Consider the following 26,477-nt stretch of genomic DNA (forward strand, 5'->3'; position numbering starts at 1 on the left):
TTTCGTCGTCGGTCGGCTACGGCAGTCCGGGCAGCGGCGGCAGCGGGGGCAGGCCCGGGATGATGATCGGATTCTGCGGAGGCGGGTTGGGGCTCGGATTCTCCGGGACCGGGTTGGGGTTGGGGTTCTCGGGGACTGGGTTGGGGTTGGGATTCTCGGGGACCGGGTGGGGGTTGGGATTTTCCGGGACCGGATTGGGGCTCGGATACTCCGGGATCGGAACCGAGCGAGGCACCGGATTCTGTGGCACCGGCGGCGCTTCCGCAACGCCCTGACCCTGCGGTATGCAGTTCCAGGCACCATCGGGTGCCTGGCCCCATTGCGCGACGATCCCGTCGTGCGAGCAATCGTCGCCGACCTGATGCTGATTGCGTGCCGGTTCCCGCGGTGCGCAGACCCACAGGCCATTGCGCATATCCCATTGGGCGACGATCCCTTCGTGCGAACAATCGTCGCCGGGCTTGCGCGCCGGTTGCGCCCCGGAGGTAGCGCGGTTCGACGGCGGCACGAGCGGGGGTGCGGAACGAGCGGTGGCTTTGCCGCTCGATGTGGCCGATGGCGGTACGTCGTTCTTCGCATCCTGATTCGACCGCATCAGCAGCGCGATCGAAACCACGAGGGCGAGCACGGCGGCGATAACGGCCGCGATGACCACGCCGTTTCCGCGACCACCGCCGGGTGTTGCGCCGACACCGGATTCCACCATCGCACCGCCTTCGTTCCGAGTAGGGACTACCTTCACGAAAAGCTCTGCTGGCAGGCTACCGAAGACGCGCCGGGGAAGATCAACTTTTGACGACATGGGTTCGCGCAGGTAGTGCCCTATTTGATGCCGACGCGCACCTTGACGGCGTCGTCCTCGGTTTCATGCAGCGCCTGGCTGACCAGACTGCCGAGATCGATGCGCGGCGCACTGGCGGTGACCGCGTCGGCCAGCGGCCGCAGTCCAGGAATGAGCGATTTCAGCTCCGGCCCGACCTTGTCCATCCATTCGGTCACCCGCTGCAGGAACGGCACCAGGCCATCACCCGTCAGATACATCTGCGGACTGTTCCCGGCCGTGACCAGCCGACCGACCGCCTCGACGAGATCGTCCAGCGACTGACCGAACCGCACCAGATTGGGCGCGCCGATCGAAGTGGCCGGTCCGGCCCATTCGATATCGCTCGCGGCCAGCTGAAAGCTATTGAGCAGTTCGGCGATCTTCGGGGCCCTGGTCATGATGGTCGCGGCGAGCAGATCGCCCGACCGTGTCAGTTCCGGCATCACCGCGGAGGTGCCGGAGAGCGACTTACCGAGCGTATCCACGATCGAGCCGACCACCGCGGGGTCGAGCTGGTTCATGGTCTTGGTGACCAGCCGCGCCACCTCCGGAATCGATAGCGGTGCGCGAATATCCTCGGTATCGAGCCGCTGTCCGTCCTTCAGATACGGTCCGCTGTCGGAATTCGGCACGAACTGCACATAGGGCTCGCCGAGTGCGGAGAGCTGCTCGATGGTGACGGTGCTGTCGGTCGGCACCTGCTGTCCCTTGTCGACGCGGAAGCCGATCTCGACGCCCGCGGCCGTATTCCGCACCGAGGTCACCTTGCCGACCGGAATGCCGGTGAGCAGAATCGGCGAGCCGACTCCGAGACTGCCCGAATTCCGCAGCACCATAGCGGCATCGGTGTAATCGGCGAACGGATCGAACCGCACCACGCCGAAGGTCAGATAGCCCGCGCCGAGGATCAGGATGGCAGCGATGCCGCCGAGTGAGACCAGCGAACCCATCTTCAACGGACCGCTCCGATCATGCGCAATGTCTGAATGATCCGATCCACCTGTTCGGGCTCGGATACCGCGGCGCCATCGGTCCGCACGCCGGTGATATTCACCTTCGGGCCACGCTGCACGTACGGAATGATCTTGTCGCGCAATAACGCGACGAGCATGGCCATGTTCGAGGGTGACCGCAGGTCCAGCGGCCCGCCGGTCAGCATCGGCACGAAGGCTCGCAGCATCGCGTCATTGGACTGCACCAACGGCGCGAGCCAGGTCATCGACCTGCCGACCGGGCCGAGTACGCCGAAGATATTCGCCACTCCGGCGAACGAATTCGTCGCCGCGTTCACCTGCCGCACCGACTCCGCGCTGAGGATGTCGTCCAGCTCGGGCCGAATATCGTGCAGCACTTCGGAATTGGTGAGTAGACCGTACAGCAGCGAATCCACCTGGTCGAGATTCGCGGCCAGATCCGCGGCATCGCCGCCCATTACCTTCGAAATGCGCGCCGTCTCCCGAGGATCCTGCGGCAGTACGGAATTGAACCGATTGATGATGTCCTGCAGCTGGCCGATCGCGCCGCCCTGGACGAAGAAGGCCATGGCGGCCATGGTGTCTTCGAGCTGCACCGGCGGCTTGGTCCGCTCGATCGGAATGACGCCGTCGGGTCCGAGCAGCGAACCGAAACCATTGGGCGGCGTGGTCAACGCGATGTGGATATCGCCGAGCACGGTGTTCTGCCGCAGCTCCGCGATGGTCGTGGTCGGCAGCTGCACCGACTTCGCGATATCGGCGTCGACCACAACGAATCCGCCGCGGCCCGCGGGCGCTTCGGCGGCTGGGACCACTGCGACCTTGTCGACCGTGCCGATCTGCGCGCCATTGGCGATCACCTTGGCCTTGGCGGGCAGGTTCAAGACATTCGCGAATTCGATCCGGACGCGATAGCTGGCTCCGGACACCGATGTGCCGGGGACCGGCACTGATGACGGGTCGAAGGCACAGCCGCCCAAGCCGATTCCGGCCGCCAGCACGACCGCCACGAGGCGCCTTCTCATCGTCCACCTGCCAATCCGAGTACCAGCGGGACGAGTTGCACATCGACCATGCCGTTCGCGGCACCCGCGCACTTTCCCGGCGCCACAGAATTGACTGCGGCACAAACCTTTTCGGCTTCATACTGCGGAACAGCCACCCTAGGCGACGCATAGGTGATACCCGGCGCACCATCGGAAACAACCGTGCGGAATGCCGAGGTGAGCGCGGGCGTCATGAGCACGACATCGCGCAGCGAGCCGACATTGGCGCGCAGCAGCTTGATCAGCGGCACGCTCGCGTCGAGCGCGCGCATAATCGGATCACCGAACATGCTGGTGATGTCATTGAGCATGGGCAGGATCTGGCGCAGCCCGTCGAAGAGTTGCACTGCGGGACCGAGCAATTCGGTACTCGCCTGATTCAGCGCGGGCCCGATGCGGACCAGCATGGATTGCAGATCGCCCCAATACTGGTTCACCTTCTGCGATACCGAGGCGAACGCATCGAAAATGCCTGCCAGATGGCCGATATCGGCATCGGGGGATTTCAGTGCGGAGCCGAGGTTGCGAATCAGCTCATTGACCTGCGCTCCGGTGCCCGAGGTTGCCGCGTCGAGTGCGGCGAGGCCCTTGGCCAGCGACTTCTGATCGGGTCCATTGAGCTGATCGGACAGCGAGGACAGCGCGGTCAGCGTTTCGGTGAGGCTCTTCGGGGTGAGCGTCTTGGTGATGCATTGGCCGCTGTCCCAGCGCTGCATGTTCTTACCGCTGGACAACACGGCCAGATTGCGATCGGCGACCACGGTGTCGGACACGGTGGTGGCCGAGGCATCGGCATACACCGGATGGTCGGCATCGACATCGAATTCGACCCGCACGCCCTTGCCCTGGTTCCGCACCGAAGTAACCGTGCCGACCGTGATACCGCGCATCGTCACCTGATTGCCCGGATACAGCCCGATGCTGTCGGGCATTATCGCGCAATAGGATTCGGTCCTCTGTAGCGGATCGAAGGCGATGAGATACCCGGCGAAAGCAAGCGCGGCGACAACGACGGCACCGGCGATCGACATGAACGCCTGCGAGCCGAGCACCCGATTCAGCATCAGCACGCCTTCCCGGGTAGCGGCACGCACACCGCCTGAATGGTTTCGCCGGACTGATCCACCACGATCCCGCCCTCCGGAATCACCAGCCCCTGCAACTTCTGACTCAGGTTGTGTGCGGAGGAAATAATCGGCTCCAGCTGCCCGCCCATCTGTTCCAGTCGCGGCAGGGCATCGGCCAATTGCTGCGCCTTCGGCTTCAACGTGGCATCCCAGGACGGTGCCAGCGCGGCGATCCGCTGAACCACGCTGTTGAGCAAGGCAATCGATTCGCGCAGCTCGGCGCGCTTATTCAGGAGTACGGTCTCGAGCAGATTGGCATTCTCCATCAACCTGCGCAGATCGCTCTTCGCGCCGTCGTACATGGTCACGTATTCATCGGCCACCGCAATGGCATTCGAGACCTGGGTGCGCTGGCGGTCGATGGCATCGATATAGCCGCCGACAGTGTCCAGCGTGGTGCGCAAGGCATCCGGCGCACTCTCGACCGACTTGTCGAGCGCGGCGAGATTGCGCCGCAAGGTATCACCGTCGATCTTGCCGATCGGTGCGGTGGCGTCCTGAAAAGTCTGGATCAGACTGTAGGGCAGGCGGACTCGGTCGGCCGGAATCGGCTTATCGCCGAGCGGCTCGGTGCCCGCCGGGAACAACGCGACATAGTGGCCGCCGACCACGGTGAGCATGCGCACGTCGAGCGAGGTCTGGTCACCGACGAACACATCGGAGTCGACGGTGAACCGCATGATGACCTTATCCGGTCGCAACTCCAGCGATTTCACGGTGCCGACCGAGATGCCAGCCACCCGGATATCGTCGCCGGACTTCACCGACTGCGCCTCAGAAAGCTCCGCGGTGTAGGTCGTCTTGCCGAACGGAATCACGTAAAGCGCTGCGGCGGCGCCCATTGCGATGACCACGAACACCGCGCCGACTATGCCGAGCCGCACTTCTTTGCGCAGCCGCGCCGGTTCGTCGAGGATCGGCGCATTGCCGCCGAACCATTGCCTCATCCGTTGCATACCGCCACCTTCTGTCCGCCGACGAGCACCCGCACCGGATTCGGCAGCTCGGCATTTCCCTTGCTGCACACCGGTTTCCAGTCCGCGATGGTGCGCGGCACGGCATTGTCGATCGAGGCGAGCAGGCCGGGCAGCTTGCCGAAAACGTCGACGGCCTCCTGCGGGTCGGGGAAGAGGCTGCGGATGAGTCCGTCGATATCCGCTCCGCTGTCGGCGGTCAGGCCGACGGTGGCGAGCAGCCGGTCCAGCGGCCCGAGCACCGAGGGCGCGTTCATGGCGAATTCGGCGAGGCCGCCGATATTCGCCTGCAGCGCTTGGAAAATATCGGTCAGCCTGGCCAGCAGCGGGACCAGATAGTGCACCCGGCCGCCCACCCGGTCGGCGAGTTCGGACATATTGCGCACCAGCGTCGCGATCACCGTCTGCCGATCGCCGACGTACTTGCTCAGTTTGCCGATGGCATCCATGGCCGGACCCAAACCCGAACCGTCGCCCTCGATCACCGCGAGCATGCTTTCGGTGAACTGGTTGACGGCCTCCGGAGACATGGTGGCCAGCACCGGCTTCAGGCCGTTGAACAGGCTGGTCACATCGAAGGACGGCAGCGTCATCCCGGTGTCGACAACGGCGTTCGCGGGTAGCCGGACACCCGGGTTCGGCTGTTGCTGCAGGTCGATATACCGCTGTCCGGTGAGGTTCTGGTATCGGATCGCGAGGGTGCTGTTGTCGTAGATGGGCGTGGCGGTCCTGACGGTGAGATGGACCTTGGCCCTAATGCCGTCGAGCGATATGCCCTCGACCTTGCCCACCTGCACACCGAACATGCGTACGTCATCGCCGACCTTCAGGCCATTGGCATCGGTGAACAGCGCATCGTGCGCCTCGGTATCCCCGGCCACCGGCCGCTTGATCGCCGTCAGCACCAGCGAGAGCACCACGATCATCACCGCGGCGAAAACGCCGAGCCGCCAGGCGGCAGCACGCACCGTCATCGCACACCCGCCGGACCGAGCAGCGGAACCGCGATACCGGGCACACCCCGCAGATCGACGTCGAGATTCAGCACCGGACCGTCGGGCGTATCCGGCATGGCGGCCCGCAGCCGTTCGAGCAGAACCCGCAGCTCGGCCGCGGACTGCTGCGGACGAGGGACCATCTGCGCCAACACATTCAGTATCGGCGCGAGCATGTCGGCGCCCTCCGCGAAATGGCCGCCCGCGGAGGTCAGCGTTGTCCCGAGCGCGGGCAGGATACTGCCGGTCAACGCGGCGACACCGCGGTCGTAGCGCTCACGATCGGTCTGCAGGATCTTGATATCGCGGATCTGATCGAGGACCTCGATGGTGGCGCCCGCGAATTTCCCGCCGCCGTCGAAGGCCGGGCCGAGTCTGCCGACGAGCTCGGAGGTCGGCATCCTCTGGTTGTCGGCAATGGTTCGTGCCACCGTGATCAGGGCCTGCACCAGCGGGGTGAATGCCTGGAAGTCCGCCGAGACCTGCGCGATGACACTGGCCAACTGCGGGGTGAACACGGTCGCGCCGACCTGGGACAGGCTGCGCAGAATGCTGCCCATCGTCGCGTCGTAGACATCCGCCGCGCGCCCGCCGGTCAGATCGATGACAGCATCGGGTCGCAGCGGCGAACCACCTGGCCCACGGCGCAATTCGAGTTCGCTGATGCCGAACAGGTTGGCCGGCGCGTAGTCGACGCGCAGGCTGTCATCGATGCCGAAGAGCCGGGATCGGTCCAGTCGCAAGGTGATTCGCTGGGTGCCGCGCTCATCCGGCGCGATCTGCGCGACCGTGCCGACCAGCACACCGTCGAGGCGCACCTGTGTGCCCGCGCTGAGACCGTCACCGATCTGCTGGGTGTGCAACGCGATTCGCAGACCCTCGTCGGCGCGCAGGTGCCGATAGAGCGAAGTGGCCAGGGCGACAACGGCTATCAGCGCGATGATCGCCGAACCAACCGTCCGCGAACGCTTCTTGTCCGCGGCTACACCGGGCATTCCATACTTCGGCATCCGCTACCCCGTAAAACTGATCGCCGCGTTGAAGCCCCACAGCACAATGCTGAGCACCATGTCGATCGCGATAATGGCCACGAAACTCGTGCGCACCGCGCGACCCGACGCGATACCGACGCCCTCCGGCCCGCCGGTGGCGAAGAATCCGTAATAGCTGTGCACCAGGATCACCACCGTCCCGAAGATGGCGACCTTGATCACCGCGGCGATCACATCGAAGCCGGAGACGAACTGGAAGAAGTAGTGGTCGTAGACGCCCGCGGACTGGCCGTGCACCAGCGTGATGATGCCGCGACAGGCCGCGTAGCTGAGGATCAGCGCGATCAGGAAGGTCGGCACGATCGCCAGCGCACCCGCGAGTACCCGGGTGGTGACCACGAACGGCACCGAACGCAGACCGAGCGCCTCGATGGCGTCGATCTCCTCGGAGATGCGCATCGAACCGATCTCCGCGGTGATCCGGCAACCCGCCTGCGCGGCGAAGCCGACCGCGGCCGCGATGGGCGCGAGTTCGCGAGTGGTGGCGTAGGCCGAGACGATCCCGGTGACTGGTCCCATCCCGAGCATGCTCAGTGTCGCGAATGATTCGACCGCGACGGAGGCACCCATGACCAGCCCGAGCACGATCATCATCGGGACAGTGCCGCCGCCGACCACGACCGAGCCGCGGCCCCAGGTCATATCGGTGATGGCGCGCATGGTCTCACCGCGATACCGCCTGAGCGTCAACGGAATCGCCGCGAGCACCTGCCCCACGAAGACGGCCACAAAGCCGAAGCCGTCGACCGCGCCGAGCACCCGAGGGCCGCGCCGGAAATACCGCGTGAGCCAGCCGAACCCCTTGGGGGCGTAGGACGAAATCGCCATCAGGCCAGCCTCGTCGGCAGGAACATGGCGGTGACCTGCGTTAGCACCAGATTCACCACGGTGATCGAGACGACCGAGAGCACCACCGCGGCATTCACCGCATCGGCGACACCGCGCGGTCCGCCCTTGGCCTCCAGTCCGCGCTGGCAGGCGATGACCACAACGAGAAAGCCGAAGATGAGCGCCTTCACCAGCGAGACCCACACATCCGCGGTGGTGGTGAACGACCCGAAGGTGGCCCAGTAGCTGCCCGGCGTGACGCCCTGTCCGCCGATGGCGACCGCGTATCCGGCCATGATGCCGACAAAGATGATCAGGATATTCAGCAGCGGCGCGACCACCAGCATGGCCGCCATCCGCGGGATCACCAGGCGGTGGATCGGACTGATGCCCATGGTGTTGAGCGCATCGATCTCTTCGCGAATGGTGCGTGCGCCGAGATCCGCCGCGATCGCCGCCGCACCCGCGCCGCCGAGCAGGAAGCCGGTCGCCATCGGTGCGCCCTGCTTGATGACACCGAGTCCACCGGTCGCGCCGAGCAGCGAATCCGCGCCGAGGGTGTGGATGAGATTGCCGACCTGGATCGAGACGATCACGCCGAACGGGATCGCCATCAAGATCGCCGGGATGGTCGTGACGGTGATCAACCGCCAGGCCTGGAGTACGGCCTCGCGCCATTGGAACTGGCCGCGCGCGATATCACCGAACGCGCCGAGAACCGATTCCTGCGCGACGCCGAAGGCCCGGCCGAAGGTGCGCAGCGACGAGACGACCGTATCCGAAAAGTTCTTCCGGACAACCGAACTCGCGGATTCGCGGGTCCGCAGGTCGGACGTCATATTCCATATCCCGCGGTCGCGCTCGCGGCACGGGCTGTGTCGAATTTCATGCCGCACTCTCCGGATTTCGGCGTCGATGCCAACATTCAGCAAGCTAATCGTTACGGCGAGTCACAACAAAATCGGCATGCTGTGATGCTCGCCACTTACTCGCCGTTCAGCGCGCTCGATTCGGCTATTCATGGGTCCGATCACACCGGCTGAGAACTAGCGGCGAGGAACGCAAAAGCCGAGAACAGAGCCATATGAGCACCGCCCCGCGGCAGCGTCGCCCGACCCGACACCACCGTCAGCGTGTGACCACGACCGTCGAAGCAAGCAGCACCATGTGCGTTGCGCCGAGCCCGAGGACCAGCGAACCATCTAGCCAGATAGTTGCTGCGGCAGCGCTACCTCAGTCGTCGAGATCGATCCGGACGGTCAGCAGGTCGGTGCCGAGCAATCGAACACCCGCGCTGTTGGCCTTGGGCAACGATCGCAACCGGGCGCGCGGATCATCATCCGGCAATAACTGTGCCGTACCGGTGTGCCAATGTCCGCGCAGCCGCACTCGAACGTGATTGTCGGCCTTGATATTTCGAATATACTGCGACTTGTCGCCGAATTCGGAGACGAGCCAGAACTCCTTGCCGACCCGCCGACCCCCGATCGGCGTAATCCGCGGCTGCCCACTCACGCGCCCCACCGTCTCCAGCAACTGCTGCGTGGGCAATCTGCGCAGAATCGGATTCCCCACCCGCCGCTGAAATGCCGTCACGACTCGGTGCTGAACCTCGCGCAAGTTCGCCATCTCCTGACGCTAGCACCGGCCCATCGCATTCGACACTGTGCCGATACGGGCCCGACCAGCGGTATTCCCGGCGGGACCGCCGCCTTCGCCATTGGAAATTCAACGACGCCAATAAGGTCGACATCGCAGTGAACAACGATGCACTGCAATCGGTCGGACGATCGAGTCGAGATTCGTGTCCTGGACGGCGCGGCGATAAGCGACAATGTGCGGAGTGCGGACCCAGTTCACTCGCGAGCTCATCGCGTTGACCAATGATTTGACGCTCATGTGTCGGCTCGCCCACGATGCCACCGAGCGTGTCACGGCCGCGCTCGGCGACGCCGATCTCGCCGCCACCTATGAAGCCTTCGCGCTCGACGAGCAGCTACAGAAGATGTACGCCGCCTGCGAGGCCAGAACCGTGGTGCTGCTGGCACTGCAAGCGCCGGTCGCCCGCGATCTGCGACATGTCGTCACCGCCATCCAGATCGCCGGTGAGCTGTCCGGGATCGGCTCGCTGATCAGCCGCGTCGCCGATCAGGTCTACAAATATCACCCGGAACCCGTTGCGCCCCAAGCCCTGATGGATATCCTCACCGCGATGGGCCGATTGGCCGCGCACCACACCGCCCTCGCGGGCGAATCGGTCGCCACCGGCCGCCAGCCCGTCACGCCCGATTCCGCGGCGCCCGCAATGGATCGACTCCACCGGAAACTCCACTCGGCGCTGACCGAGCGAACCGCCACCGAGGCCGCCATCGATATCGCCCTGGTCGGCAATAACCTCGAACGCTGTATCGACCACACCATCCGCATCGATCGCCTGATCCGCTTCCTGGACACCGGAATTCCGCCGACAGCCCAAATCTCCGACGCCAGCTAAGAAGAACGGCGGGCGATGGTGTAGAGGTCGCGGGCCGGACCGGCGAGGCGGTGGCCCGCCAGCCAAACAGCGCGCAGGGTTCGGGCCAGATCCAGACCGGTGACGGTCGGCGAAACGAGGGTGCCGGAGGCGATTTCGGCGGCCACGGCAAGGGAGCTGAGCACCGCCGGACCGACACCGGAAGCGACCGCGGTTTTGATCGCGGTGGTGGAGGAGAGTTCCAGCGCGACCGTGGGTTCCCAGCCCGGAATCGCCCGCGCCACAGCATTTTCGAACCAAGTCCGGGTGCCGGATCCGGGTTCGCGTTGGATCAGCGCGGTTCGCGCGAGTTCGGCCAGGTCGACCGAGCCATGGCGGGCCCAGCGGTGTTGCGGGGCGACCACGACGACCAGCCGATCGCGGGCCACGACATGACTGTCCAGCCCACGGAAATTCCGCGGGCTCTCGATGAAGCCGATGGCGTCCTTGCCGTCGAGCACCGCCTGCGCGACCTCGACGGAATTGCCGGACCGCAATGCGATCGCGGTATCGGGTGCGGTACCGCGCAGGGTCATGAGCCAGCCGGGGAACAGATATTCGGCAATGGTTTGACTCGCCGCCACCCGCAGCTGCGAATCGCGTTCGGCACGCAAGGTGTCGATGCCCGCGTCCAATCGCTGCGCCGCATCGACGACCCCGCGGGCCCATTCGGCGATCAATACCCCGGCTGGCGTGGGCCGGGAACCGAGGGTGGTGCGCTCCAGCACCGGCATGCCGACCAACTTCTCCAGATAGCGGATGCGCGAGGACGCCGAGGGCTGGCTGATGCCGTGTGCCTGCGCCGCGCGTCCGACACTGCCCAGTTCGATGACCGAAAGCAGCAGGTCGAGCGCGGCCAGATCGGGGACACGCGGCGACAGGGGCATAGAACGAGTCTATGCATGCATAGGAAGGCGGTGACTACTCGCCACCGCCGACACCGACGAACCTGGACTCGTGACCGCCATAGCAACCTTGCGTCCCGCAGCCCCGCGGCGTCTGCTCGGCGAGCTCGGACAGAATGCCGCATCCCCCTCGCTGCGACACTTCGGGCCCAACTGGTTCGCGGCCGTCATGGGCACCGGCATTGTCGCCAATGCCGCCGCCACGCTGCCGCTGCAGTTTCCTGGTCTGCGCGCTGCGGCGACGGTCGTCTGGGCGCTTGCCGCATTGTTACTCGTGGCAGTGAGCACCGCCTGGGTCGTGCACTGGATGCGCCATCCGGAGCAGGCCCGTAGCCACAAGGATCACCCGGTCATGTCGCATTTCTACGGCGCACCGCCGATGGCACTGGTGACCGTGGGCGCAGGCACCCTGGTCCTCGGGCGCGAGGTGATCGGTCTCGATGCCGCACTCGCCGTCGATTGGGTGTTGTGGTCGCTCGGCACCGCGCTCGGCCTGCTGACCGCCGTCGCCATCCCCTACCGGATGTTCACCAACCACCACATCGCGCCCGATGCCGCCTTCGGCGGCTGGCTGATGCCGGTGGTGCCGCCGATGGTGTCGGCGGCCATGGGCGCACTGCTGGTCCCCTATCTGCCCGAAGGCCAGTTGCGGCTCACCATGATCCTGCTGTGCCTGGCCATGTTCGGCCTGAGCCTGATCGCCGCTCTGATCACCACCGCCATGATCTGGTCACGCCTGGTGCATCACGGCATCCCGCCATCGGGCATGGTGCCCACCGTCTGGCTCGTGCTCGGCCCGCTCGGCCAATCCGTCACCGCCGCAGGGCTGCTCGCCAATGCCGGGCCCTCGGCACTGCCCGACCTCTATGCCAAGGGGCTGACCGTCTTCTCGGTGATCTTCGGCGTACTCACCTGGGGTTTCGCCATGCTGTGGGTGGCGCTGGCCACCGCCGTCACGGTAAAGACCGCTCGCGCAGGCGAATTGCGGTTCAACCTGACCTGGTGGGGCTTCACCTTCCCGCTCGGCACCTGCATTACCGGCAGCACCGCGCTCTACGGCCACACCGGTGCCGATATCTTCGCCGTCGCCGCGGTCACGCTGTATATCGGACTGGTCAGCGCCTGGGCAGTCGTCGCCGCCAAGACCATTCGCGGCCTGGTCATCGGGCCGCTGCTGCGACCGGCCTGATCGGTCGGGTCTCGAGGTGCACCCGCTGATGGCGAGCAACCCACCGCGGCATCACCCACATGCTGCCTTCGATGGAGCGCGTCTCGTGGTCACGACGGCCGTCAATCGCGGGGGCGCAGACCGTAGGTCAGCTGGGTAATCGTTTCGCTCAGTGCCGCTTCCGCGTGCTCGGCCTCGACGAAACCGGACCCGACGAAAGTGGCCAACCCTTGCAGTGCGGCAATAGCGGCGATACCGATCCGCATCGGATCGCCCGCAACCACTTCACCGCCTGCCTGCCCCTCGGCGATCAAGGCGATGGGCACGGTGAACGCCCGCTCGACCGCGGCCAGCATTTCCTCGCCCGAGGTCGGACTTTGCTTGCGCGCGAACATCAGCGCGAGCAGCGCCGGATTATCGATCGCGAAATTCAGGTAGGCGCGCGCGATGGCATGCAGCCGCTCGGAGAACGATCCGGTCGGGTCGACCTCGCCGTATACCGTGGCGAGCCGGTCGAAACCGACCAGTGCGAGCGCGTCGAGCAGCGCCTGCTTATCCCGGAAGTGCCTGCTCGGCGCGGCATGGCTGACACCGAGGTCGCGGGCCAGCTGACGCAGTGACAGCCCGTCCACGCCGGACTCGCGCAACGTGGCCTCGGCGCGCTGAAGCAGCTCGGCGCGCAGGTCACCGTGGTGATAGGAGCGGGAGCGGACAAAACTCATGGTCGCTGCAGGATATCCGATACGCCCCCAGTGTTGGCATTGACTACTTTGTTGTCACTGCCTACATTGGCGTTATGACGAACCCCGAATGGACTTCCGCAGATCTGCCCCGTTTCGACGGCCGCACCGTCGTGGTCACCGGCGCCAATAGTGGGATCGGCCTGGTGACGGCCCGTGAACTGGCCCGCGTCGGCGCCCGGGTCGTGCTCGCGGTGCGCGATATCGCGCGCGGCGAGGAGGCGGCGAAGAGCATTTCCGGCCACACCGAGGTGCGCGAACTCGACCTCGCCGACCTGGCCTCCGTTCGCCGCTTCGCCGCCGACTGGTCCGGCGATATCGACGTGCTGGTGAACAATGCGGGCATCATGATGGTCCCCGCCGGACGCACGAAGGATGGTTTCGAGCGCCAATTCGGCACCAATCACCTCGGCCATTTCGCGCTGACGAATCTGCTGCTGCCCCATATCACCGACCGCGTGGTGACCGTCTCCTCGCAGGCGCACCGCCGCGGCAGCATCGACCTCGACGACCTCAACTGGGAAGCCCGCACCTACAATTCCGTCGCCGCCTACGGGCAATCCAAACTCGCCAATCTGCTGTTCACCCTGGAACTGCAGCGGCGCTTCACCGAATCCGGATCGCGGCTCGCGCTCAGCGCCCATCCCGGTTGGGCCGCAACCAATCTACAGAGCCATTCCGGCAACCGGATCCTGCACGAGGTCATGCGGGTGGGCAATAAACTGCTCGCCCAGGATGCGAGTTTCGGCGCGCTGCCCACACTGTTCGCCGCCAGCCAGGAGTTGCCGCCGGGAGGCTATGTCGGCCCGGACAGCTGGTTCGAATTCCGCGGTCACCCGAAGGTCGTCGGGCGCAGCACAGCCGCCGCGAACGCCGACCTCGCCGCCGCATTGTGGACCAAGTCCGAAGAACTGACCGATGTGCGGTTCCCGGTCAAGGCGTGAATCAGTCGAGCAGCGGGAACCTGCCCGAATTCAGTAGTCCCGCGATCGCGTCCATTTTCGCTTGCGGCGCGGCGTAATCGGGGTGCACCCGGATTACCGCCGCGGCGTCGTGCAGCCGGATCATCTGCTGCTCGGCCTCGCTGACGCTGCGGCCACCCGCACTCACCGCATGTCGGGCGAATATCGGTCGCTTCGGATCGACGCGTCCGAGCGCCAATGCCTTGTCGACTCGACGGGAGCAGCGGCAGAACGCCTCGGGATCGGCCACCCCGCAGGTCGAATTCAGGAATGTGCCGATGCGTTTCTTGGCTCGTTCCAAGCGCTTTCGGAATGCGGATGCGGTGATACCCAGAATCCAGGCGGCATCGGCGGAACCGAGTTCGAAAACGTCACCGAGCACGAAAGCGACCCGCTCGTCGCGGGCTAGGCACTGCAACATGGCCTGACTGCAATTCAACCGCACCTCGTGGGTCAGCAGTTCGGCCTCGGGTCCGCGATAGTCGTCGGCGACGAGCCCGTCGGCCAGTCCGTCGCGGTAAGCATCGAGGCTCAGCTGTGCCGCCTCCTGGGGCGTCTGCCGTTTCAGGTTCAGCAGATAGTTGACGCCGATGCGGTAGGCCCAGGTCAGCAGCTTGGCCTCACCCCGCCACGTCGCGAGATTGCCGACCACTCGCAGCAGGATTTCCTGCGTCGCATCCTCGGCCTCGGCGGGTCGCCACACCATGCGCAGCGCGAGCCGATACAGCGGATCCTGTAGTTGCCGCACCACATTCGAGATGGCGGCTCCATCACCGGCAATCGCCCGATCGACCAGCTCCCGCTCCCGAGCGCTGTCTTCGGCGCTGTCAGCCGTTGTGTCCGGGTGCGATAGCTCGGGTTCCACCGCACAATCCTTCGGCGGTATCCGGCGTTACGCAAGTCCGGTGTGCGCCGCGCGGGTGGCACGCACTCGCGCGGCGCACACCGCTCACGCACCCGCGGTCGCCGCCGTCAACGAGTGCGCGCGCAACCACGTCGCGACCGCGGTGCCGATGGCATCGGGCTGATCCTCCGGAGCGTGATGTCCCGCCCGGCCGACCGAGACGACCTCGGCACCGGCGAATGTCTCCGCGGCCCAAGCGATCACCTCCGGCGAGCCGAGGCCGACGCCATTGTCGAGCGCCATGAGCAGCTTCGGCACCCCCGGCGACTCGGCCGCCCACCGGTCGTAGTTCTGCACCAACGCAACCACATCGGCGGGCTCACCCTCCACCGGAAATTCGCGCGTCCAGGCCAGCATGGGCTTACGCGATTCCGGCGTCGGGAACGGGGCGCGATACACGTCGTGATCTTCCTGCGACAGATCGGTGATGCCCTTCGGCAGGTTGAACTCGATGAACGTATTCTCCACCAGCACCATTCGCTCCCCCTCCGCCGTCCGGAATTTGCGGAACAGTTCGGCGCCGAGCGGCGGAAGTTCGTCCCAGCGCATCGGCCGCAGGAACGTCTCGATCAGTGCGATGCCCCGAATGCGCTCGGGATGCCGTGCCGCCCAGTGCATACCGAGCGCACCACCCCAGTCGTGGCCGACGATGACGACCTGGTCCAGGCCCAATGCGTCGAACCAGGCATCGAGGTAGCGGGCGTGGTCCGCGAGGCGGTAGGCGCTTTCCGGCTTCCCGGACGCACCCATTCCGATCAGATCCGGTGCGAGCACCCGGGTTTGATCGGCGACGTGCGGGATCACCTTGCGCCACAGGTGCGATGAGGTCGGGTTGCCGTGCAGGAACACCACCGGTACTGAACCGGCACCGCGGTCGGTGTAGTTGATGAACGAGTCGAGAACGTCGACGGTAGCCATGATGTTGGTCCTTCCTGGATCCGGCTTTATGCCTGCACGCGGTTTCGACACACGTTTCGGCCCCGCTGCGACTGCCGCCGAATGTGACGCTCGTCACCTACAGGAAAGGCGGTCGCGCACGCGATCCCACCACAACCGCAGGTAAACCTAACTTCCGTATCTGAGCCGTACATGTTTCAACCGCACGGTTCGGCTTTCAGGAGATTCTCAGACTTAAGTAAAGCCATTGCAAAGGAATGTGGAATGATCTACTGTCGCTCTACGTAAGAACAATGGAGTTCGCACAGACCGTCACGAGGAGTTACCCGCAGTACGACACGGCACGACGAGACTTCCCTCATCAGCCTCGTGGCGCCGCGAGAACGGATCATCCGGCCTGGACAACCGGCCCGTTCATTCGGCCGCGCACGAGCTCATTCGTGACACGACCACCCCTGGATCAGCGCCGGCACGCCGACTCAGGGGTGGTTCTGTGTCTGCGTCGAGTCCCCTTGCCACAGCGTGCGTCCTTCGACTGGCTGTGCCGAACGTCATACGCGACAATCACATACGGGACGATCAGCCGCAGGTAGCTTGACGCCCGACAAATTCATCGGTGCGAGGCTAGGAAGTTCGATCTTTGTGAAGTGGTTGTCGTCCCGCACCGCGCGTCGCGTACTCGCTGTTTGCGCACCCGTCGTATTGGCTGTCGTTGTCGCCGTGGGCTATTCCTTTTTCGACGAGTGGACCGGCAAGACCGGCAAGGGATCCGGACCGGCGAATGTCACAACGGCGTCGGGCAAGGACATCAACGATCTGCTCGGCCAGCTCGTCGATGCGCCCGAAGAATCGATGGAAGGTTACAGCCGAGAGAAGTTCCCGCACTGGGATACCAATAAGCCCGAGCACGGCTTCGGCCCCGACTTCACGCAGTACAGCAAGTGCACCAGCCGTGACGTGATGATGCTCCGTGACGCGGCCGGCTCGGTGAAACTCGACCCGAAGACCTGTGAGCTCACCGTCGGCCGCGGTGGTGGCTGGCAGGACCAGTACGGCGTACTGGATTCCAAGACCGGAAAACTCAAGCCGTACAAGTTCATTACCGACCCGGCCGGTGTCGATGCCGAACACATCGTGCCGCTGGCCGAGGCCTGGCGCTCGGGCGCGAATAAGCGCGATGAAGATACTCGCCGCCGGATCGCCAACGACGCCGTCAATCTGATCGCCTCCGATCCCTCCGCCAACAGGTCCAAGGGTGACCAGGATGCCGCGAACTATCTGCCGCCGGGAAAATTCCGGTGTGGCTATCTCGAGCATTACGTCAAGATCAAAGTAAAATATGCGCTGAACGTTGATCCCGCCGAACACACCGCACTGCGCAACGCAGTCGCCGACTGCGTCAGTCGAGGAGAGTTCAAATAAGCGACATCATCGAGATTTCCGCCAAGGCGGCCGTCATGACCGAAGAGGAAGGGACGGTCTCCGGCGAGCTCGATGTCACCGTCGATGCGACGGGTAAAGGCCTGGTCCGCTACCGCAAAACCGAGACCTGGTACACCATCGGCAATCTCGAGGCGGAGCCGCCGCGCACCTGGACCACCGTCGCCGAGTTGGCGGCCGCCATCGAAGCCACCGCCGGAACCCGTGATGCGGCAGGCAATACCGTGCCCTTCGAGGCCTGATACGTAGGCCTACGGCATGGTGATGACGACCTTGCCGAAGGGATTGTCCTCGCGGAAGTAGCGGTACGCCTGCACCGCCTGGTCGAGCGGAAACGTCCGATCGATGACCGGGCGCATGCGATGTGCGCTGATGGTGCGGTTCATCGCCTCGAAATCGTCCCGGCTACCGACCGCGATCCGACGGATGGCCAGATACGATCCGATGAACGGATTCTCGAATGCCTCTCCCTTCGGCAGCTGCGCTGCGCCGATCATGGTGACCATCGCGTTGTAACCCGCGGAGCGCACCGATTTCGACAGGGTGGGCAGCCCGACGGCCTCCACCACATGTTCGACGCCGTGGCCGTCGGTGAGTTCGAGCACCTTCTCGTCCCAGTCCGGTGTCGCATTGCGGTCGATGGTCTCGTCCGCGCCGAGCTTGTGCAGCCGCTCGGCCTTCTCCGGGCGGGAGGTAATCGAAATAACCCGAGCACCAAGCATTTTCGCGTGCTGGACCGCGAACAAGGCGACGGTACCGCTACCGACGGTCAGGACCGTCTGATCTTGCGATACCGGTACCGGCTTGGTCAGCGCCGCCCACGCGACGACTCCCGCGCAGGTCAGCGTGGCGGCCTCGATATCGGTGAGATGTTCGGGCACATGCACCACTGAATCCTCTTCGAGCACCGCATAAGTGGCGAGCATGCCATCGTAGTTGGCGCCGTATTGTTCGGCGACGTGGGCCAGTCGCTGTGGTCCATTGATGAAGCGCACGAAGTACGACGCGGTCACCCGATCGCCGAGCGCGGCACGAGTCACATTGTCGCCCAAGGCGATAACCTCACCGACACCGTCGGACAGCGGGATGATGCCGGGGGTCGCGGGCAGCGGGTAGATCCCGTCCATCAACATCAGATCCCGCCGGTTCAGCGAGGCCGCACGGACCCTGATGACCACCTGATTCGGTCCCGGCTGCGGAAACTCCTGGTCCCGGACGGTCAGACCGGCTAAACCATGTAGTGGATCGAGATGGTAGGCAATGGCATTCATGATCTGCTTCCTGTGGTAGGCACGAACAGCGCCTCAAAGGGCGCGTCGCCGACACCGGTGGTGATGTGGCCGCGGCCGTCGGTGTCCTCGACATGGACGAGGTCACCGGGCCCGAATCTGCGCCGAACGCCGTCGCTCGTGGTCACTTCGATTACACCGCGCAGCATCACGACCCATTGCCGCGTCGGCGCGGGATGCGGTTCGCTGTCGAATTGCGAACTGCGCAAGTAAGTTACGGTCGCCGCCGCCGACATTCCGGCGACGGCCATTGCTGGTACGCCCGCGGCGACGGTTCGACCGGTCAGTGCGAGTTCCGCATCCACGAATCGGGAGCCGCCGTCCGCGGTGCCCACGATTCGGCTGAACCGTAAGGCCTCGGTCACCGCACGCCTTCGATGAATTGGTGGTCGGAGGTGATGCGGCCGTCGGAGTCGAGGCCGATTACCTCGTAACCGCCGCCCGCGACGGAACCGTCGGCGCGCGACACCATCGACCAGGGCAGGCCGATCAGACCGGCGGGCAGTCGGGTGGCCGCACCTACTTCGAAGATGTACTCGCCGGGAGCCACGAACATCTCGTAGGCGCGCGACACCCGGGCTTCCATCGCGTCGTGACCGCGCACTTCCAAGGCGGGTACCGCGAAGTTCAGGTTCGCCGCCGCCTCGCGGATCTCGACCGGCGGGTCGACCAGGGTCTGGACGCCGTCGGGTGCCCAAATCTCCTGGATCAGCTTGCGGCGCAGCTCCGGATCGGCTTCGTTCCACTGGGCCATGTAGCGCTCGGCGAAGGGGGTCAGGTCGTTGTCATTCCTCATGGCACCGAGTTTTGCGAGCGCGGCGCTGTTGCGCGATTCCCTCCAGGGAATGACACCCGATGCGGTTCGGTCATTCCCTCCGGGGAATGGCGCGGACACCGCGGGTCGGATATCACTGAATTCATGACGACAGTGGTGGAGCCGAATCCGTTCGCTCAGCAGTTGCGGCACTGGCGCACGCAGCGCCATGTGAGCCAGCTCGACCTGGCCATTCGCGCGGACACCAGCCAGCGCTATCTGAGCTTCCTGGAGCAGGGTCGCTCGCGTCCGGGCCGCACCATGGTGGTACGGCTGGCCGAATCGCTGGAGTTGTCGCTGCGCGAGCGCAATGCCCTGCTGCTCGCCGCCGGTTTTGCCCCGATCTTCCCCGAATCCGATTTGCACACACCGGAATTGGGCCCCGTACGAGTCGCATTGGAGCGCATTCTTGACGGGCACCTGCCCTATCCCGCCGTCGTCACCCGCCCTTACGGCAAGCTGGTCGCCGCCAATGCCGCCTTCGATCTCCTCACCGAGGGCGCGGCCACCGAACTGATCACTCCGCCGGTCAACGTTCTTCGCCTCGCCCTACATCCCGACGGCCTGGCACGACGCGTGCTGAATCTCCCGGAATGGGGCCGCCACGTCACCGAGAGCCTGCGCGGCAAGGCCCTGCGCAGCCCCGACTCCGGCCTCGACGACTTCATAGCCGAACTCGAAAGCTATCTACCCGCCGCCACACCCGGCCCCGACCACCTCGGCTTCGCCGTCCCCCTCCGCCTGACCAGCCCCGACGGTGAACTCCGCCTGATCACCACCATCACCAGCTTCGCTACCGCCGTAGACATAACCCTCTCCGAACTCCACCTGGAAGCCTTCCTGCCCGCCGACGACCAAACCGCCGAATTCCTGCGCCGTCGCTCCGAACAGCGTCAAGCGCAAGCCGACTAGCGCTCAGCCCGTTCGCCGATGCGAACTCAGCACTGGTCGGCGACGCCGGAGCAGCAGACCTCGGATCGACGCCAGTGCCCGCGTGGGCGTCGAGATCGGCGAGTGACAGCCGAGCAGCAGACCTAGGCCCGATCGACCGGCGCGCGCGTCGGCGTCGGAATCGGCAAGTGACTGCCCAGCAGCAGACCTCCGCCCGCGCAACCAGTGCCCGCGTCGGCACCTGACGACAGACAGGACTCGATAAGCGAGCATGTCACGGTGCGCTCGGCGGCCGCGCGAAGACCTACGCCGTCAACTCGGGGCGATTCACCAGGCGTCGTCCGGCTGTTCGCGAACGGCCGTAGGTGCCACGGTGTTGTCAGCGGCAGGGACCGAAGTGCCCACGTCAGCAGTGGTTTACCAGGTGCGCGCGGCGGCTCGCAGGTGGTCGTGGACGAGGTCGATGTGAGAGCGGGAGGTGGTGCCGGGGCGGCGGACGAGGAAGCCGGTATTGATGGGTGGGTCGGCGGGTTCGAGTAGGGGGACCAGGGTGCCTGCGGCGAGTTCGGTGGCGCACAGGTAGCGCGGAAGGACGGTGATGCCTGCGCCTGCGGCGACGGTCGCGGTGATGGCGCGTAGGTCGGCGACGACTACTGCGGCTTCCGCGGCGAGGCGGATACCGAAGACGTGTCGCCAGTACCGGCGGAGTATCGGGAGGTCGGCCGAGTAGCTGACCAAGGGGAGACCGGTGAGCGCGGCGGGTCCGTCGGTGCGCAGCCGTGTGGTGTCGATGCGGGCGGCCAGCTGCGGTGCGGCGACCAGAACGAATTCCTCGTCGGCGAGCGGTTCCGCTACCAACGCGCGGCCGCGCGGGCGCACCGTGGACACGATGAGGTCGTAGTGTCCGGCACGCAGCCCGGCCAGCAGTTCCTCGGAAAGTCCCGCAGTAACCGTCAGCCGCACGCCGCGCTCGATCAACGGCGCAAGGGCCGGAAGCGCCTGCACCGCAAGCAATTCGGCGGGTCCGGCCAGCCGCACGGGCGGCTGTGGCGCCGGTTCGGCCGGAACCGCCCGACCCGTCACCCCGTCGAGTGCGTCCAACGGCCCGGCCACCCGCGCCGCCAACTCCACAGCGGCGGCGGTCGACGCCACCCCGCGCGGCAACCGCTCGAACAGCCGATACCCCAACCGCCTCTCCAACGCCTGCAACTGCGTCGTCACAGTGGGCTGCGACAACCCCACCAACCGCGCCCCCGCCGTGATAGATCCGGCGCGATGCACCGCCAGGAACGTCCGCAGCTGATTCAGATCGAGACTGCCATCGGAATCCCTATCGCCCACCCGCCAAGTGTATTTCTCCCCCGATATTCAATCAGCCGATCGCCGCGTCGACCGGCCCCACACCTGATCGCTCTGGTCCCTCCCACGACCGGGCCCATTCGATTCGATGAACGCGACATGCCCCAGCGCGCTATCCGTCGATTGCCTCGAACATCTTCTGTCGGACGAATCCAGCTGGGCGCCGCGGGATCGTCATCGCCGATGCGATTGCACAGCTGCGGAAACCTCCGGCCTGCGACCAGACCTCGGTTGCTCGGCAAGGCGCATCGAGGCCCCTGACCCGCAATGCCCATCGCTTCAACGCGGCTGCACAGCGGCAAGAATCTCTGGCCCACGGGCGGACAACCGCTGTTCGGCGAGACGCGCACCGAGTACAGCTCCGATGATCCCGATGGCGATCCCGACCGGCAGGGCCAGCCACAGTACGGCGGTGAGGTGCAGGACCAGGCCGGTGATGAGCACGATCAGGACCGGGATCACCGCGACCAGTTGCCCCAGGCTGGTGGCGACTTGCACCAAAGCCTTTGCGCAGCCTGGATTTCCGGAGGTGGCGAAGGGGTTTCCGGTGCGCGGGGGTAGTGGGTAGGGCGCGGTTACCGACAGGAATACGGCCGAACCCACGCCGACGCCGAGCACAGCGAACAGCAGCGACAGCGTCCACGGGTACATCGACCAGCGGCCGAGCGCACCCGGCAGCACAACCGCGAGCAGCACCGACGGCGGGCCGATCACCAGCAGCAGGGCCAGCAGTCGACCGCGCACATCGGCGCGCGCCGCGCCGGGCGTCACCAATGTCTGCCAGAGTGCGGTGCCGTCGTAGCCGTAGAGGTTATTGGCGGCCAGGCCCGCGAACCACGCGGCAGTCACACCCGCGAACACCACGCCACCCGAGCCGCCACCCTGGATCGCCGGGAACACCGGCATCAGGGCTCCCACCAGCAGCACGGGCAAAAGCGCCGCCCTGCGTCGGCTATCTCGCGACCAAGTCCGCAACTCCTTGACCACCACCGCGCCCACCGGCCCGGACGTCCGCACCCGGCTCAGCAGCATCCCACGCCCACCCGCGCCGGAAACCGAATCCAGCGGCGCGATCAACCGCCTCCGCAACAGCGTCGACCATGCCTGCCACAGCACCGCTGTCAACGCCGACAACCCGAGCAACGCGCCCACTGCCGACAACCAGTCACCCCGCGCCGCCGCACCCACCGCAACCGGCGCCCACCCGGAAGGCAACGCGCGCAACAGATCCGCCAACCACGGTGCCGATTCCCGCACCGCATCCACATGATTCAGCAGGAAACTCATCGGGTAATAGGCCAAACCGGCGAGACCGGCAAGCAGCACCCCGAGGTCGCGTCCGCGCCGAGAACGCATCGCGGCGCCGATCCACGCCAGCACCACCCGCGAGAGCACCACCACCAATATCAACTGCAGCACCACACCGACCAGCGCCACTGCGACCGAACCCCAACTCAGTTGCGCCGCAAGCACAATCAGCCCGGAGAAGGCCAACAGATTGATCACCGGCGCAGGCCCCACAAAGGCCGCCGCCAATAGCCCAGTGGCCAATTGCCGATGACTCAGCGGCAACAACCGCAGATGTTCGGGCTGCACGGTCTCGTCGCTGCTGCCCATCAATACCGGACCGCACAGCCAGCCGAGTGTCCATATCCCGTACCACGCCGCCGCCACCGTGATACCACCGGCCACATCACCGTCGCGCTCCCCGAATCCGATGAGACCCGCTGTGCCGAGCGCGAATACGACACCGATGAGCACACCGCTGACGAACGTCACACCTTGCCAGCCATTGCCCAGCGCACGCTTGGTCAACAGCAACCGCATCCGAATCAGGACGCCAACCACGACAGCCCGTCCTCCCCGCCGACCCGTCCACCGACCAAGTGCACGAACGCCGCCTCCAAAGTGTTTCCCGCACGGACCTCGTCGAGGGTGCCCGCGGCCACTACCCGGCCGCCGGTGATCACCGCGACTCGATCGCACAGGTTCTCCACCAGCGCCATCACATGACTCGACAGCACCACCGCGCCGCCCGCCGCGACAAACCGCTGCAGAATGGTGCGAATCGTGCTCGCCGACACCGGATCCACCGCCTCGAACGGTTCGTCGAGCACCAGCAGCTTCGGTGCATGCAGCAGTGCTGTCGCCAACCCGATCTTCTTGCGCATGCCCGCGGAGTAATCGACGACGAGAGTCCGTTCGGCACCGGTCAATTCGAAAACGCCGAGCAATTCCTCGGTACGCTCGGCCACGGTTTTCGCGGGCAGTCCGCGCAGTAAACCGGTGTAGGTCAACAGTTCTCGGCCCGTCAGGCGCTCCGGTAGCGCAAGTCCGTCCGGCAGTACGCCCGCCAAGGTCTTGGCGGCGATCGGATCGGCCCATACGTCGACGCCGAGGATCCGCGCCTGTCCGGCGTCCGGCCGTAACAGTCCGCAGGCCATCGACAAGGTGGTCGTCTTGCCCGCACCATTCGGACCCACCAGCCCGAAGAACGAGCCCGGTGGCACCGTGAGCCCGACATCGTCGACCACCCACGGACCACCGAATCGCTTATAAAGCCCGGTCAGCTGCAACGCAGGATGCACTGTCCATCCCCCTCTGGTCTTCGGTTCCCATCTCCTACGTTACGGACGAACCGGCTCCCGGGTTCGAAAGAATGCTGCCTGCCCCCGGAAGAGGCAGGCAGCACCAGCACTACGCCTTCGCAGTCGCCAACTCCTGCTGCACCGGCGCATCCCAATCGATCCGATACCGCTGCTCGACACCCATGGTCTTCTCCGGGTTCATCCCCTTGATCAGCAGCGGCATCAACATGGACATCATCCGGCGCGCCACCGGTCCCGGCGTCTTGCTGTGGTTGATCTTGCGCGCCCGCGCCGCTACGGCCTCGACCCGAGACCGCCGCAGCCCTTCATAGGCGGCGAAGGCCGAGCTGTGATCCGGCAGGTCCCGCAGACAGCGAGCCAACTGCACCGCGCTCTCGATGGCCAGCGACGCTCCCTGCCCCGAACTGTTGGACGGCGCATGTACCGAATCCCCGACCAGCACCATGCGCCCCCGATACCAGGTCGGCACCGGCGGCATAATATGCAGTGCCCCAGTCGTTTCCAGGTTTTCGGCGGTAGTCCTGCGAGCGAAGTCACCGCCCGGGGTGTCCTCAGCGTAGGTCTCCCGCAGGATGGCCAACCAGTGCTCGGCCGGAATCGCGCGCGCCTCGGTCAGCGACAGATACTCCTTGTGCGGCAGATTGGCACCCCACATGACCTTGTTGTCGTCGACGGTTCCGTAGAGGTAGTACGCCTTCTTCCCGAATGCGAAAACCATTGTCTCCGAGGCAATTCCGTAATCATTGTCGAGCATCGCGCCGAATCCGATCATCCCGGTGTACTCCGGTCCCGGATTATTCGGGTCGATGAGACCGCGCACCGTCGAGCGAATGCCGTCCGCGCCGATCAACACATCGGCGGTTGCGCTACTGCCATCGGCGAAATACGCGGTGATGCCGTCCGCGTCCTCCTCGACGCGCACGAGCCGCTTGTTGTACTCGAAGAGAACGCCCGCGGCGACCGCATGATCATGCAGCGTCCGGTGCAATTCGTTGCGGTCGACCATCTTCAACGACGGAACGTCTTGCATTTCCGGCATCTGCAACACCTTGCCGCCGACCGACAGCTGGGTATGCGATATCGGACTCGCGATCTCGCGAACGCGGTCGCCCGCACCGACAATATCCAGGGCGGCAACACCATTCGGTGCCAGTGCCAGCCCGCTGCCGATCCCGTAGGTAGGACCCGGATAGGCCTCGTAGACGCGAGCGGCAATGCCCGCCTTGTGCAATGCGGTCGCGGTGACAGGTCCGGCGATGCCGCCGCCGATAACGATGGCCGTTTCTGTTGTGGACATGGGTGTACTCCAGTTATGTGCGATACGGGTTTCTTGGAAGCCCGAACCGACCGTCCCATCGCACACCCAGTTATCCTGTGGTTGCCAGCCTTGTAGCCGGGTGCGCGCATGCGGACACGGTTCGAGACGGTTACATCGGGCTCGGCGGCGGTGTTGCCGCACCCCGCCGGGCCTGGTCTCTAGTCCGTCATCCCCCTTTCCACCAGCTCCGTGACCTCGGCGGGCGACATGCCGACCGCATGCATATGCCGCCAGAGATCGACGCCGGGGAAAGTGCCCGCGGCGATCTCGTCACGCAAGGACGCGGCCCACCCCGCCTCGGCCTCCAGCATCGCCACGCCGTATTCGGCTTCGACGACGAACAGCCGGGGCAGATTGGCGGCCGCGAGTTGATCGAGCTCTCGGCGCGCCGCCCCGATGGTGCGACCCAGCGCCTCGATGCGCCGACCGAGCAACTCGACGACTTCATCCGGCGGCAGCGCCGCCACGACGGAGAGTCCGGCCGTGAACCGGTGGTGTTCCGGCTCCGGCTCGGCAATCAATTCCCTTGTCCAGTCGGCCATTTCGGCGCGACCGGCATCGGTGATCGCATAGATCGTGCGTTCCGGCCGAGCGCCGTCGCGCTCATTGCCGACGACCTCGAGGAAGCCCGCCTTCTCCATGTTCTGCACGACGGTGTACAGCGAGCCCCATTTGATGTCCATATCGCGGTCCTTGCCGCGCTCACGCATCTGCGAGGCGATCTCGTAGCGGTGCATCGGCCGTTCGATGACGGTCGCGAGCACCGCCAGCGCCAGCAGATTGTTCACCTTGCGCTTCGTCGCCATGGACACCTCCTTACTCGTATACGAATATACGTCTACGAGTATTC

Annotated in this window: 29 protein-coding genes; 7 read left to right on the forward strand and 22 right to left on the reverse strand. The window is 65.4% G+C overall.

The genetic code is table 11. The features are described from left to right. Positions 1-16: 16 nt before the first annotated feature. The 9 genes from NA5_RS26385 to NA5_RS26425 all read right to left on the reverse strand — a co-directional run bounded on the left by NA5_RS26385 (position 17) and on the right by NA5_RS26425 (position 8,658). Positions 17-706, reverse strand: coding sequence for a hypothetical protein (locus NA5_RS26385; protein ID WP_062990693.1), 690 nt, complete (start codon positions 704-706; stop codon positions 17-19). Between the two features lie 116 nt (positions 707-822). Then, entirely contained in the window at positions 823-1,773 is a 951-nt protein-coding gene (locus NA5_RS26390; RefSeq protein WP_245672409.1) for an MlaD family protein, read from the reverse strand. 2 nt (positions 1,774-1,775) lie between these two features. After that, the gene (locus NA5_RS26395; RefSeq protein WP_062990697.1) at positions 1,776-2,822 is read right to left on the reverse strand and encodes an MlaD family protein; all 1,047 of its coding nucleotides are present in this window, start codon (positions 2,820-2,822) and stop codon (positions 1,776-1,778) included. Then, positions 2,819-3,907 carry an MlaD family protein gene (locus tag NA5_RS26400; protein ID WP_062990804.1) on the reverse strand — a complete coding sequence of 363 codons (1,089 nt, stop codon included), beginning with the start codon at positions 3,905-3,907 and terminating at the stop codon, positions 2,819-2,821. Before NA5_RS26400 ends, NA5_RS26395 begins: the two co-directional genes overlap by 4 nt. Continuing rightward, complete coding sequence (locus tag NA5_RS26405; protein ID WP_062990699.1) at positions 3,907-4,926, reverse strand: MlaD family protein; 1,020 nt, start codon at positions 4,924-4,926, stop codon at positions 3,907-3,909. The genes NA5_RS26400 and NA5_RS26405 overlap by 1 nt, the downstream gene beginning before the upstream one ends. Further along, positions 4,914-5,918: an MlaD family protein gene (locus NA5_RS26410; protein ID WP_062990701.1), complete on the reverse strand. Its 1,005-nt coding sequence runs from the start codon at positions 5,916-5,918 to the stop codon at positions 4,914-4,916. The genes NA5_RS26405 and NA5_RS26410 overlap by 13 nt, the downstream gene beginning before the upstream one ends. Continuing rightward, positions 5,915-6,949, reverse strand: a complete 1,035-nt coding sequence (locus tag NA5_RS26415) for an MlaD family protein (RefSeq protein ID WP_062990703.1) — start codon at positions 6,947-6,949, stop codon at positions 5,915-5,917. Before NA5_RS26415 ends, NA5_RS26410 begins: the two co-directional genes overlap by 4 nt. A 3-nt stretch (positions 6,950-6,952) precedes the next feature. Then, the gene (locus tag NA5_RS26420) at positions 6,953-7,819 is read right to left on the reverse strand and encodes an MlaE family ABC transporter permease (RefSeq protein WP_062990705.1); all 867 of its coding nucleotides are present in this window, start codon (positions 7,817-7,819) and stop codon (positions 6,953-6,955) included. Beyond that, entirely contained in the window at positions 7,819-8,658 is an 840-nt protein-coding gene (locus NA5_RS26425; RefSeq protein ID WP_062990707.1) for an MlaE family ABC transporter permease, read from the reverse strand. Before NA5_RS26425 ends, NA5_RS26420 begins: the two co-directional genes overlap by 1 nt. Before the next feature lie 36 nt (positions 8,659-8,694). On the opposite strand from NA5_RS26425, the gene NA5_RS40655 reads away from it, so the two are divergent. Further along, positions 8,695-8,862: a hypothetical protein gene (locus NA5_RS40655; protein WP_157110646.1), complete on the forward strand. Its 168-nt coding sequence runs from the start codon at positions 8,695-8,697 to the stop codon at positions 8,860-8,862. A 190-nt stretch (positions 8,863-9,052) separates the two neighbouring features. On the opposite strand, the gene NA5_RS26430 is transcribed toward NA5_RS40655, so the two are convergent. Beyond that, entirely contained in the window at positions 9,053-9,448 is a 396-nt protein-coding gene (locus tag NA5_RS26430) for a nitroreductase/quinone reductase family protein (protein WP_062990709.1), read from the reverse strand. A gap of 205 nt (positions 9,449-9,653) precedes the next feature. On the opposite strand from NA5_RS26430, the gene NA5_RS26435 reads away from it, so the two are divergent. Continuing rightward, complete coding sequence (locus tag NA5_RS26435) at positions 9,654-10,313, forward strand: phosphate signaling complex PhoU family protein (RefSeq protein ID WP_062990711.1); 660 nt, start codon at positions 9,654-9,656, stop codon at positions 10,311-10,313. Here the strand turns inward: NA5_RS26435 and NA5_RS26440 are convergent. After that, entirely contained in the window at positions 10,310-11,218 is a 909-nt protein-coding gene (locus tag NA5_RS26440; protein WP_062990713.1) for a LysR family transcriptional regulator, read from the reverse strand. The genes NA5_RS26435 and NA5_RS26440 overlap by 4 nt on opposite strands. A 70-nt stretch (positions 11,219-11,288) precedes the next feature. Here NA5_RS26440 and NA5_RS26445 point away from each other — a divergent pair, with 70 nt between their 5' ends. Continuing rightward, a complete protein-coding gene (locus tag NA5_RS26445; RefSeq protein ID WP_062990715.1) occupies positions 11,289-12,425 on the forward strand; it encodes a TDT family transporter in 1,137 nt (378 codons plus the stop codon). A 101-nt stretch (positions 12,426-12,526) separates the two neighbouring features. On the opposite strand, the gene NA5_RS26450 is transcribed toward NA5_RS26445, so the two are convergent. Then, entirely contained in the window at positions 12,527-13,126 is a 600-nt protein-coding gene (locus NA5_RS26450) for a TetR/AcrR family transcriptional regulator (RefSeq protein WP_062990717.1), read from the reverse strand. A gap of 74 nt (positions 13,127-13,200) precedes the next feature. Here NA5_RS26450 and NA5_RS26455 point away from each other — a divergent pair, with 74 nt between their 5' ends. Further along, positions 13,201-14,088: an oxidoreductase gene (locus NA5_RS26455; RefSeq protein WP_062990719.1), complete on the forward strand. Its 888-nt coding sequence runs from the start codon at positions 13,201-13,203 to the stop codon at positions 14,086-14,088. Position 14,089: 1 nt separating this feature from the next. Here NA5_RS26455 and NA5_RS26460 read toward each other — a convergent pair whose 3' ends face one another. Both NA5_RS26460 and NA5_RS26465 read right to left on the reverse strand, forming a co-directional pair. After that, positions 14,090-14,971 (reverse strand): RNA polymerase sigma factor, encoded by an 882-nt coding sequence (locus NA5_RS26460; protein WP_084484428.1) that lies wholly within the window; start codon positions 14,969-14,971, stop codon positions 14,090-14,092. An 84-nt stretch (positions 14,972-15,055) separates the two neighbouring features. Beyond that, the gene (locus NA5_RS26465) at positions 15,056-15,928 is read right to left on the reverse strand and encodes a haloalkane dehalogenase (RefSeq protein WP_062990721.1); all 873 of its coding nucleotides are present in this window, start codon (positions 15,926-15,928) and stop codon (positions 15,056-15,058) included. 621 nt (positions 15,929-16,549) lie between these two features. Between NA5_RS26465 and NA5_RS26470 the strand changes: the two genes are divergently transcribed. Together NA5_RS26470 and NA5_RS26475 are read left to right on the forward strand one after the other, a co-directional pair. Next, on the forward strand, positions 16,550-17,329 hold the full coding sequence (locus NA5_RS26470; protein WP_062990723.1) for an HNH endonuclease family protein: 780 nt from the start codon (positions 16,550-16,552) through the stop codon (positions 17,327-17,329). 35 nt (positions 17,330-17,364) lie between these two features. Beyond that, on the forward strand, positions 17,365-17,589 hold the full coding sequence (locus NA5_RS26475) for a hypothetical protein (protein ID WP_083897694.1): 225 nt from the start codon (positions 17,365-17,367) through the stop codon (positions 17,587-17,589). A gap of 9 nt (positions 17,590-17,598) precedes the next feature. On the opposite strand, the gene NA5_RS26480 is transcribed toward NA5_RS26475, so the two are convergent. Genes NA5_RS26480 through NA5_RS26490 form a run of 3 tightly spaced genes read right to left on the reverse strand, consistent with a single transcriptional unit; the run spans position 17,599 to position 19,432 of the window. After that, positions 17,599-18,618 carry a zinc-dependent alcohol dehydrogenase family protein gene (locus NA5_RS26480; protein WP_063813592.1) on the reverse strand — a complete coding sequence of 340 codons (1,020 nt, stop codon included), beginning with the start codon at positions 18,616-18,618 and terminating at the stop codon, positions 17,599-17,601. Beyond that, positions 18,615-19,001, reverse strand: a complete 387-nt coding sequence (locus NA5_RS26485) for a cupin domain-containing protein (protein WP_062990725.1) — start codon at positions 18,999-19,001, stop codon at positions 18,615-18,617. The genes NA5_RS26480 and NA5_RS26485 overlap by 4 nt, the downstream gene beginning before the upstream one ends. Then, positions 18,998-19,432, reverse strand: a complete 435-nt coding sequence (locus NA5_RS26490) for a hypothetical protein (protein WP_062990810.1) — start codon at positions 19,430-19,432, stop codon at positions 18,998-19,000. Before NA5_RS26490 ends, NA5_RS26485 begins: the two co-directional genes overlap by 4 nt. 123 nt (positions 19,433-19,555) lie before the next feature. Here NA5_RS26490 and NA5_RS26495 point away from each other — a divergent pair, with 123 nt between their 5' ends. Then, on the forward strand, positions 19,556-20,362 hold the full coding sequence (locus NA5_RS26495) for a helix-turn-helix domain-containing protein (RefSeq protein ID WP_062990727.1): 807 nt from the start codon (positions 19,556-19,558) through the stop codon (positions 20,360-20,362). Between the two features lie 396 nt (positions 20,363-20,758). On the opposite strand, the gene NA5_RS26500 is transcribed toward NA5_RS26495, so the two are convergent. From NA5_RS26500 to NA5_RS26520, 5 genes are all read right to left on the reverse strand, one after another. Next, complete coding sequence (locus NA5_RS26500; RefSeq protein WP_062990729.1) at positions 20,759-21,682, reverse strand: LysR family transcriptional regulator; 924 nt, start codon at positions 21,680-21,682, stop codon at positions 20,759-20,761. Positions 21,683-21,979: 297 nt separating this feature from the next. After that, on the reverse strand, positions 21,980-23,548 hold the full coding sequence (locus NA5_RS26505) for a hypothetical protein (protein ID WP_063813594.1): 1,569 nt from the start codon (positions 23,546-23,548) through the stop codon (positions 21,980-21,982). Further along, positions 23,533-24,288: an ABC transporter ATP-binding protein gene (locus tag NA5_RS26510; protein ID WP_062990733.1), complete on the reverse strand. Its 756-nt coding sequence runs from the start codon at positions 24,286-24,288 to the stop codon at positions 23,533-23,535. The genes NA5_RS26505 and NA5_RS26510 overlap by 16 nt, the downstream gene beginning before the upstream one ends. A gap of 109 nt (positions 24,289-24,397) precedes the next feature. Continuing rightward, positions 24,398-25,606, reverse strand: coding sequence for an FAD-dependent monooxygenase (locus tag NA5_RS26515; protein WP_062990735.1), 1,209 nt, complete (start codon positions 25,604-25,606; stop codon positions 24,398-24,400). Positions 25,607-25,785: 179 nt separating this feature from the next. Further along, positions 25,786-26,433: a PadR family transcriptional regulator gene (locus NA5_RS26520; RefSeq protein ID WP_062990737.1), complete on the reverse strand. Its 648-nt coding sequence runs from the start codon at positions 26,431-26,433 to the stop codon at positions 25,786-25,788. Positions 26,434-26,477 lie beyond the last annotated feature (44 nt).

It is taken from the genome of Nocardia anaemiae NBRC 100462 (assembly GCF_001612725.1).
Lineage (GTDB): Bacteria > Actinomycetota > Actinomycetes > Mycobacteriales > Mycobacteriaceae > Nocardia > Nocardia anaemiae.

Bases quoted from the DNA above. Each gene is read 5' to 3' on its own strand.
- NA5_RS26400 (WP_062990804.1), bottom strand. From the start codon at position 3,907: ATGCTGAATCGGGTGCTCGGCTCGCAGGCGTTCATGTCGATCGCCGGT.
- NA5_RS26395 (WP_062990697.1), bottom strand. From the start codon at position 2,822: ATGAGAAGGCGCCTCGTGGCGGTCGTGCTGGCGGCCGGAATCGGCTTG.
- NA5_RS26490 (WP_062990810.1), bottom strand. From the start codon at position 19,432: ATGAGGAATGACAACGACCTGACCCCCTTCGCCGAGCGCTACATGGCC.
- NA5_RS26465 (WP_062990721.1), bottom strand. From the start codon at position 15,928: ATGGCTACCGTCGACGTTCTCGACTCGTTCATCAACTACACCGACCGC.
- NA5_RS26435 (WP_062990711.1), top strand. From the start codon at position 9,654: ATGTGCGGAGTGCGGACCCAGTTCACTCGCGAGCTCATCGCGTTGACC.
- NA5_RS26520 (WP_062990737.1), bottom strand. From the start codon at position 26,433: ATGGCGACGAAGCGCAAGGTGAACAATCTGCTGGCGCTGGCGGTGCTC.
- NA5_RS26495 (WP_062990727.1), top strand. From the start codon at position 19,556: ATGACGACAGTGGTGGAGCCGAATCCGTTCGCTCAGCAGTTGCGGCAC.
- NA5_RS26415 (WP_062990703.1), bottom strand. From the start codon at position 6,949: ATGCCGAAGTATGGAATGCCCGGTGTAGCCGCGGACAAGAAGCGTTCG.
- NA5_RS26475 (WP_083897694.1), top strand. From the start codon at position 17,365: ATGACCGAAGAGGAAGGGACGGTCTCCGGCGAGCTCGATGTCACCGTC.
- NA5_RS26480 (WP_063813592.1), bottom strand. From the start codon at position 18,618: ATGAATGCCATTGCCTACCATCTCGATCCACTACATGGTTTAGCCGGT.
- NA5_RS26440 (WP_062990713.1), bottom strand. From the start codon at position 11,218: ATGCCCCTGTCGCCGCGTGTCCCCGATCTGGCCGCGCTCGACCTGCTG.
- NA5_RS26410 (WP_062990701.1), bottom strand. From the start codon at position 5,918: ATGACGGTGCGTGCTGCCGCCTGGCGGCTCGGCGTTTTCGCCGCGGTG.
- NA5_RS26455 (WP_062990719.1), top strand. From the start codon at position 13,201: ATGACGAACCCCGAATGGACTTCCGCAGATCTGCCCCGTTTCGACGGC.
- NA5_RS26430 (WP_062990709.1), bottom strand. From the start codon at position 9,448: ATGGCGAACTTGCGCGAGGTTCAGCACCGAGTCGTGACGGCATTTCAG.
- NA5_RS26515 (WP_062990735.1), bottom strand. From the start codon at position 25,606: ATGTCCACAACAGAAACGGCCATCGTTATCGGCGGCGGCATCGCCGGA.
- NA5_RS26385 (WP_062990693.1), bottom strand. From the start codon at position 706: ATGGTGGAATCCGGTGTCGGCGCAACACCCGGCGGTGGTCGCGGAAAC.
- NA5_RS26420 (WP_062990705.1), bottom strand. From the start codon at position 7,819: ATGGCGATTTCGTCCTACGCCCCCAAGGGGTTCGGCTGGCTCACGCGG.
- NA5_RS26450 (WP_062990717.1), bottom strand. From the start codon at position 13,126: ATGAGTTTTGTCCGCTCCCGCTCCTATCACCACGGTGACCTGCGCGCC.
- NA5_RS26425 (WP_062990707.1), bottom strand. From the start codon at position 8,658: ATGACGTCCGACCTGCGGACCCGCGAATCCGCGAGTTCGGTTGTCCGG.
- NA5_RS26405 (WP_062990699.1), bottom strand. From the start codon at position 4,926: ATGCAACGGATGAGGCAATGGTTCGGCGGCAATGCGCCGATCCTCGAC.
- NA5_RS26390 (WP_245672409.1), bottom strand. From the start codon at position 1,773: ATGGGTTCGCTGGTCTCACTCGGCGGCATCGCTGCCATCCTGATCCTC.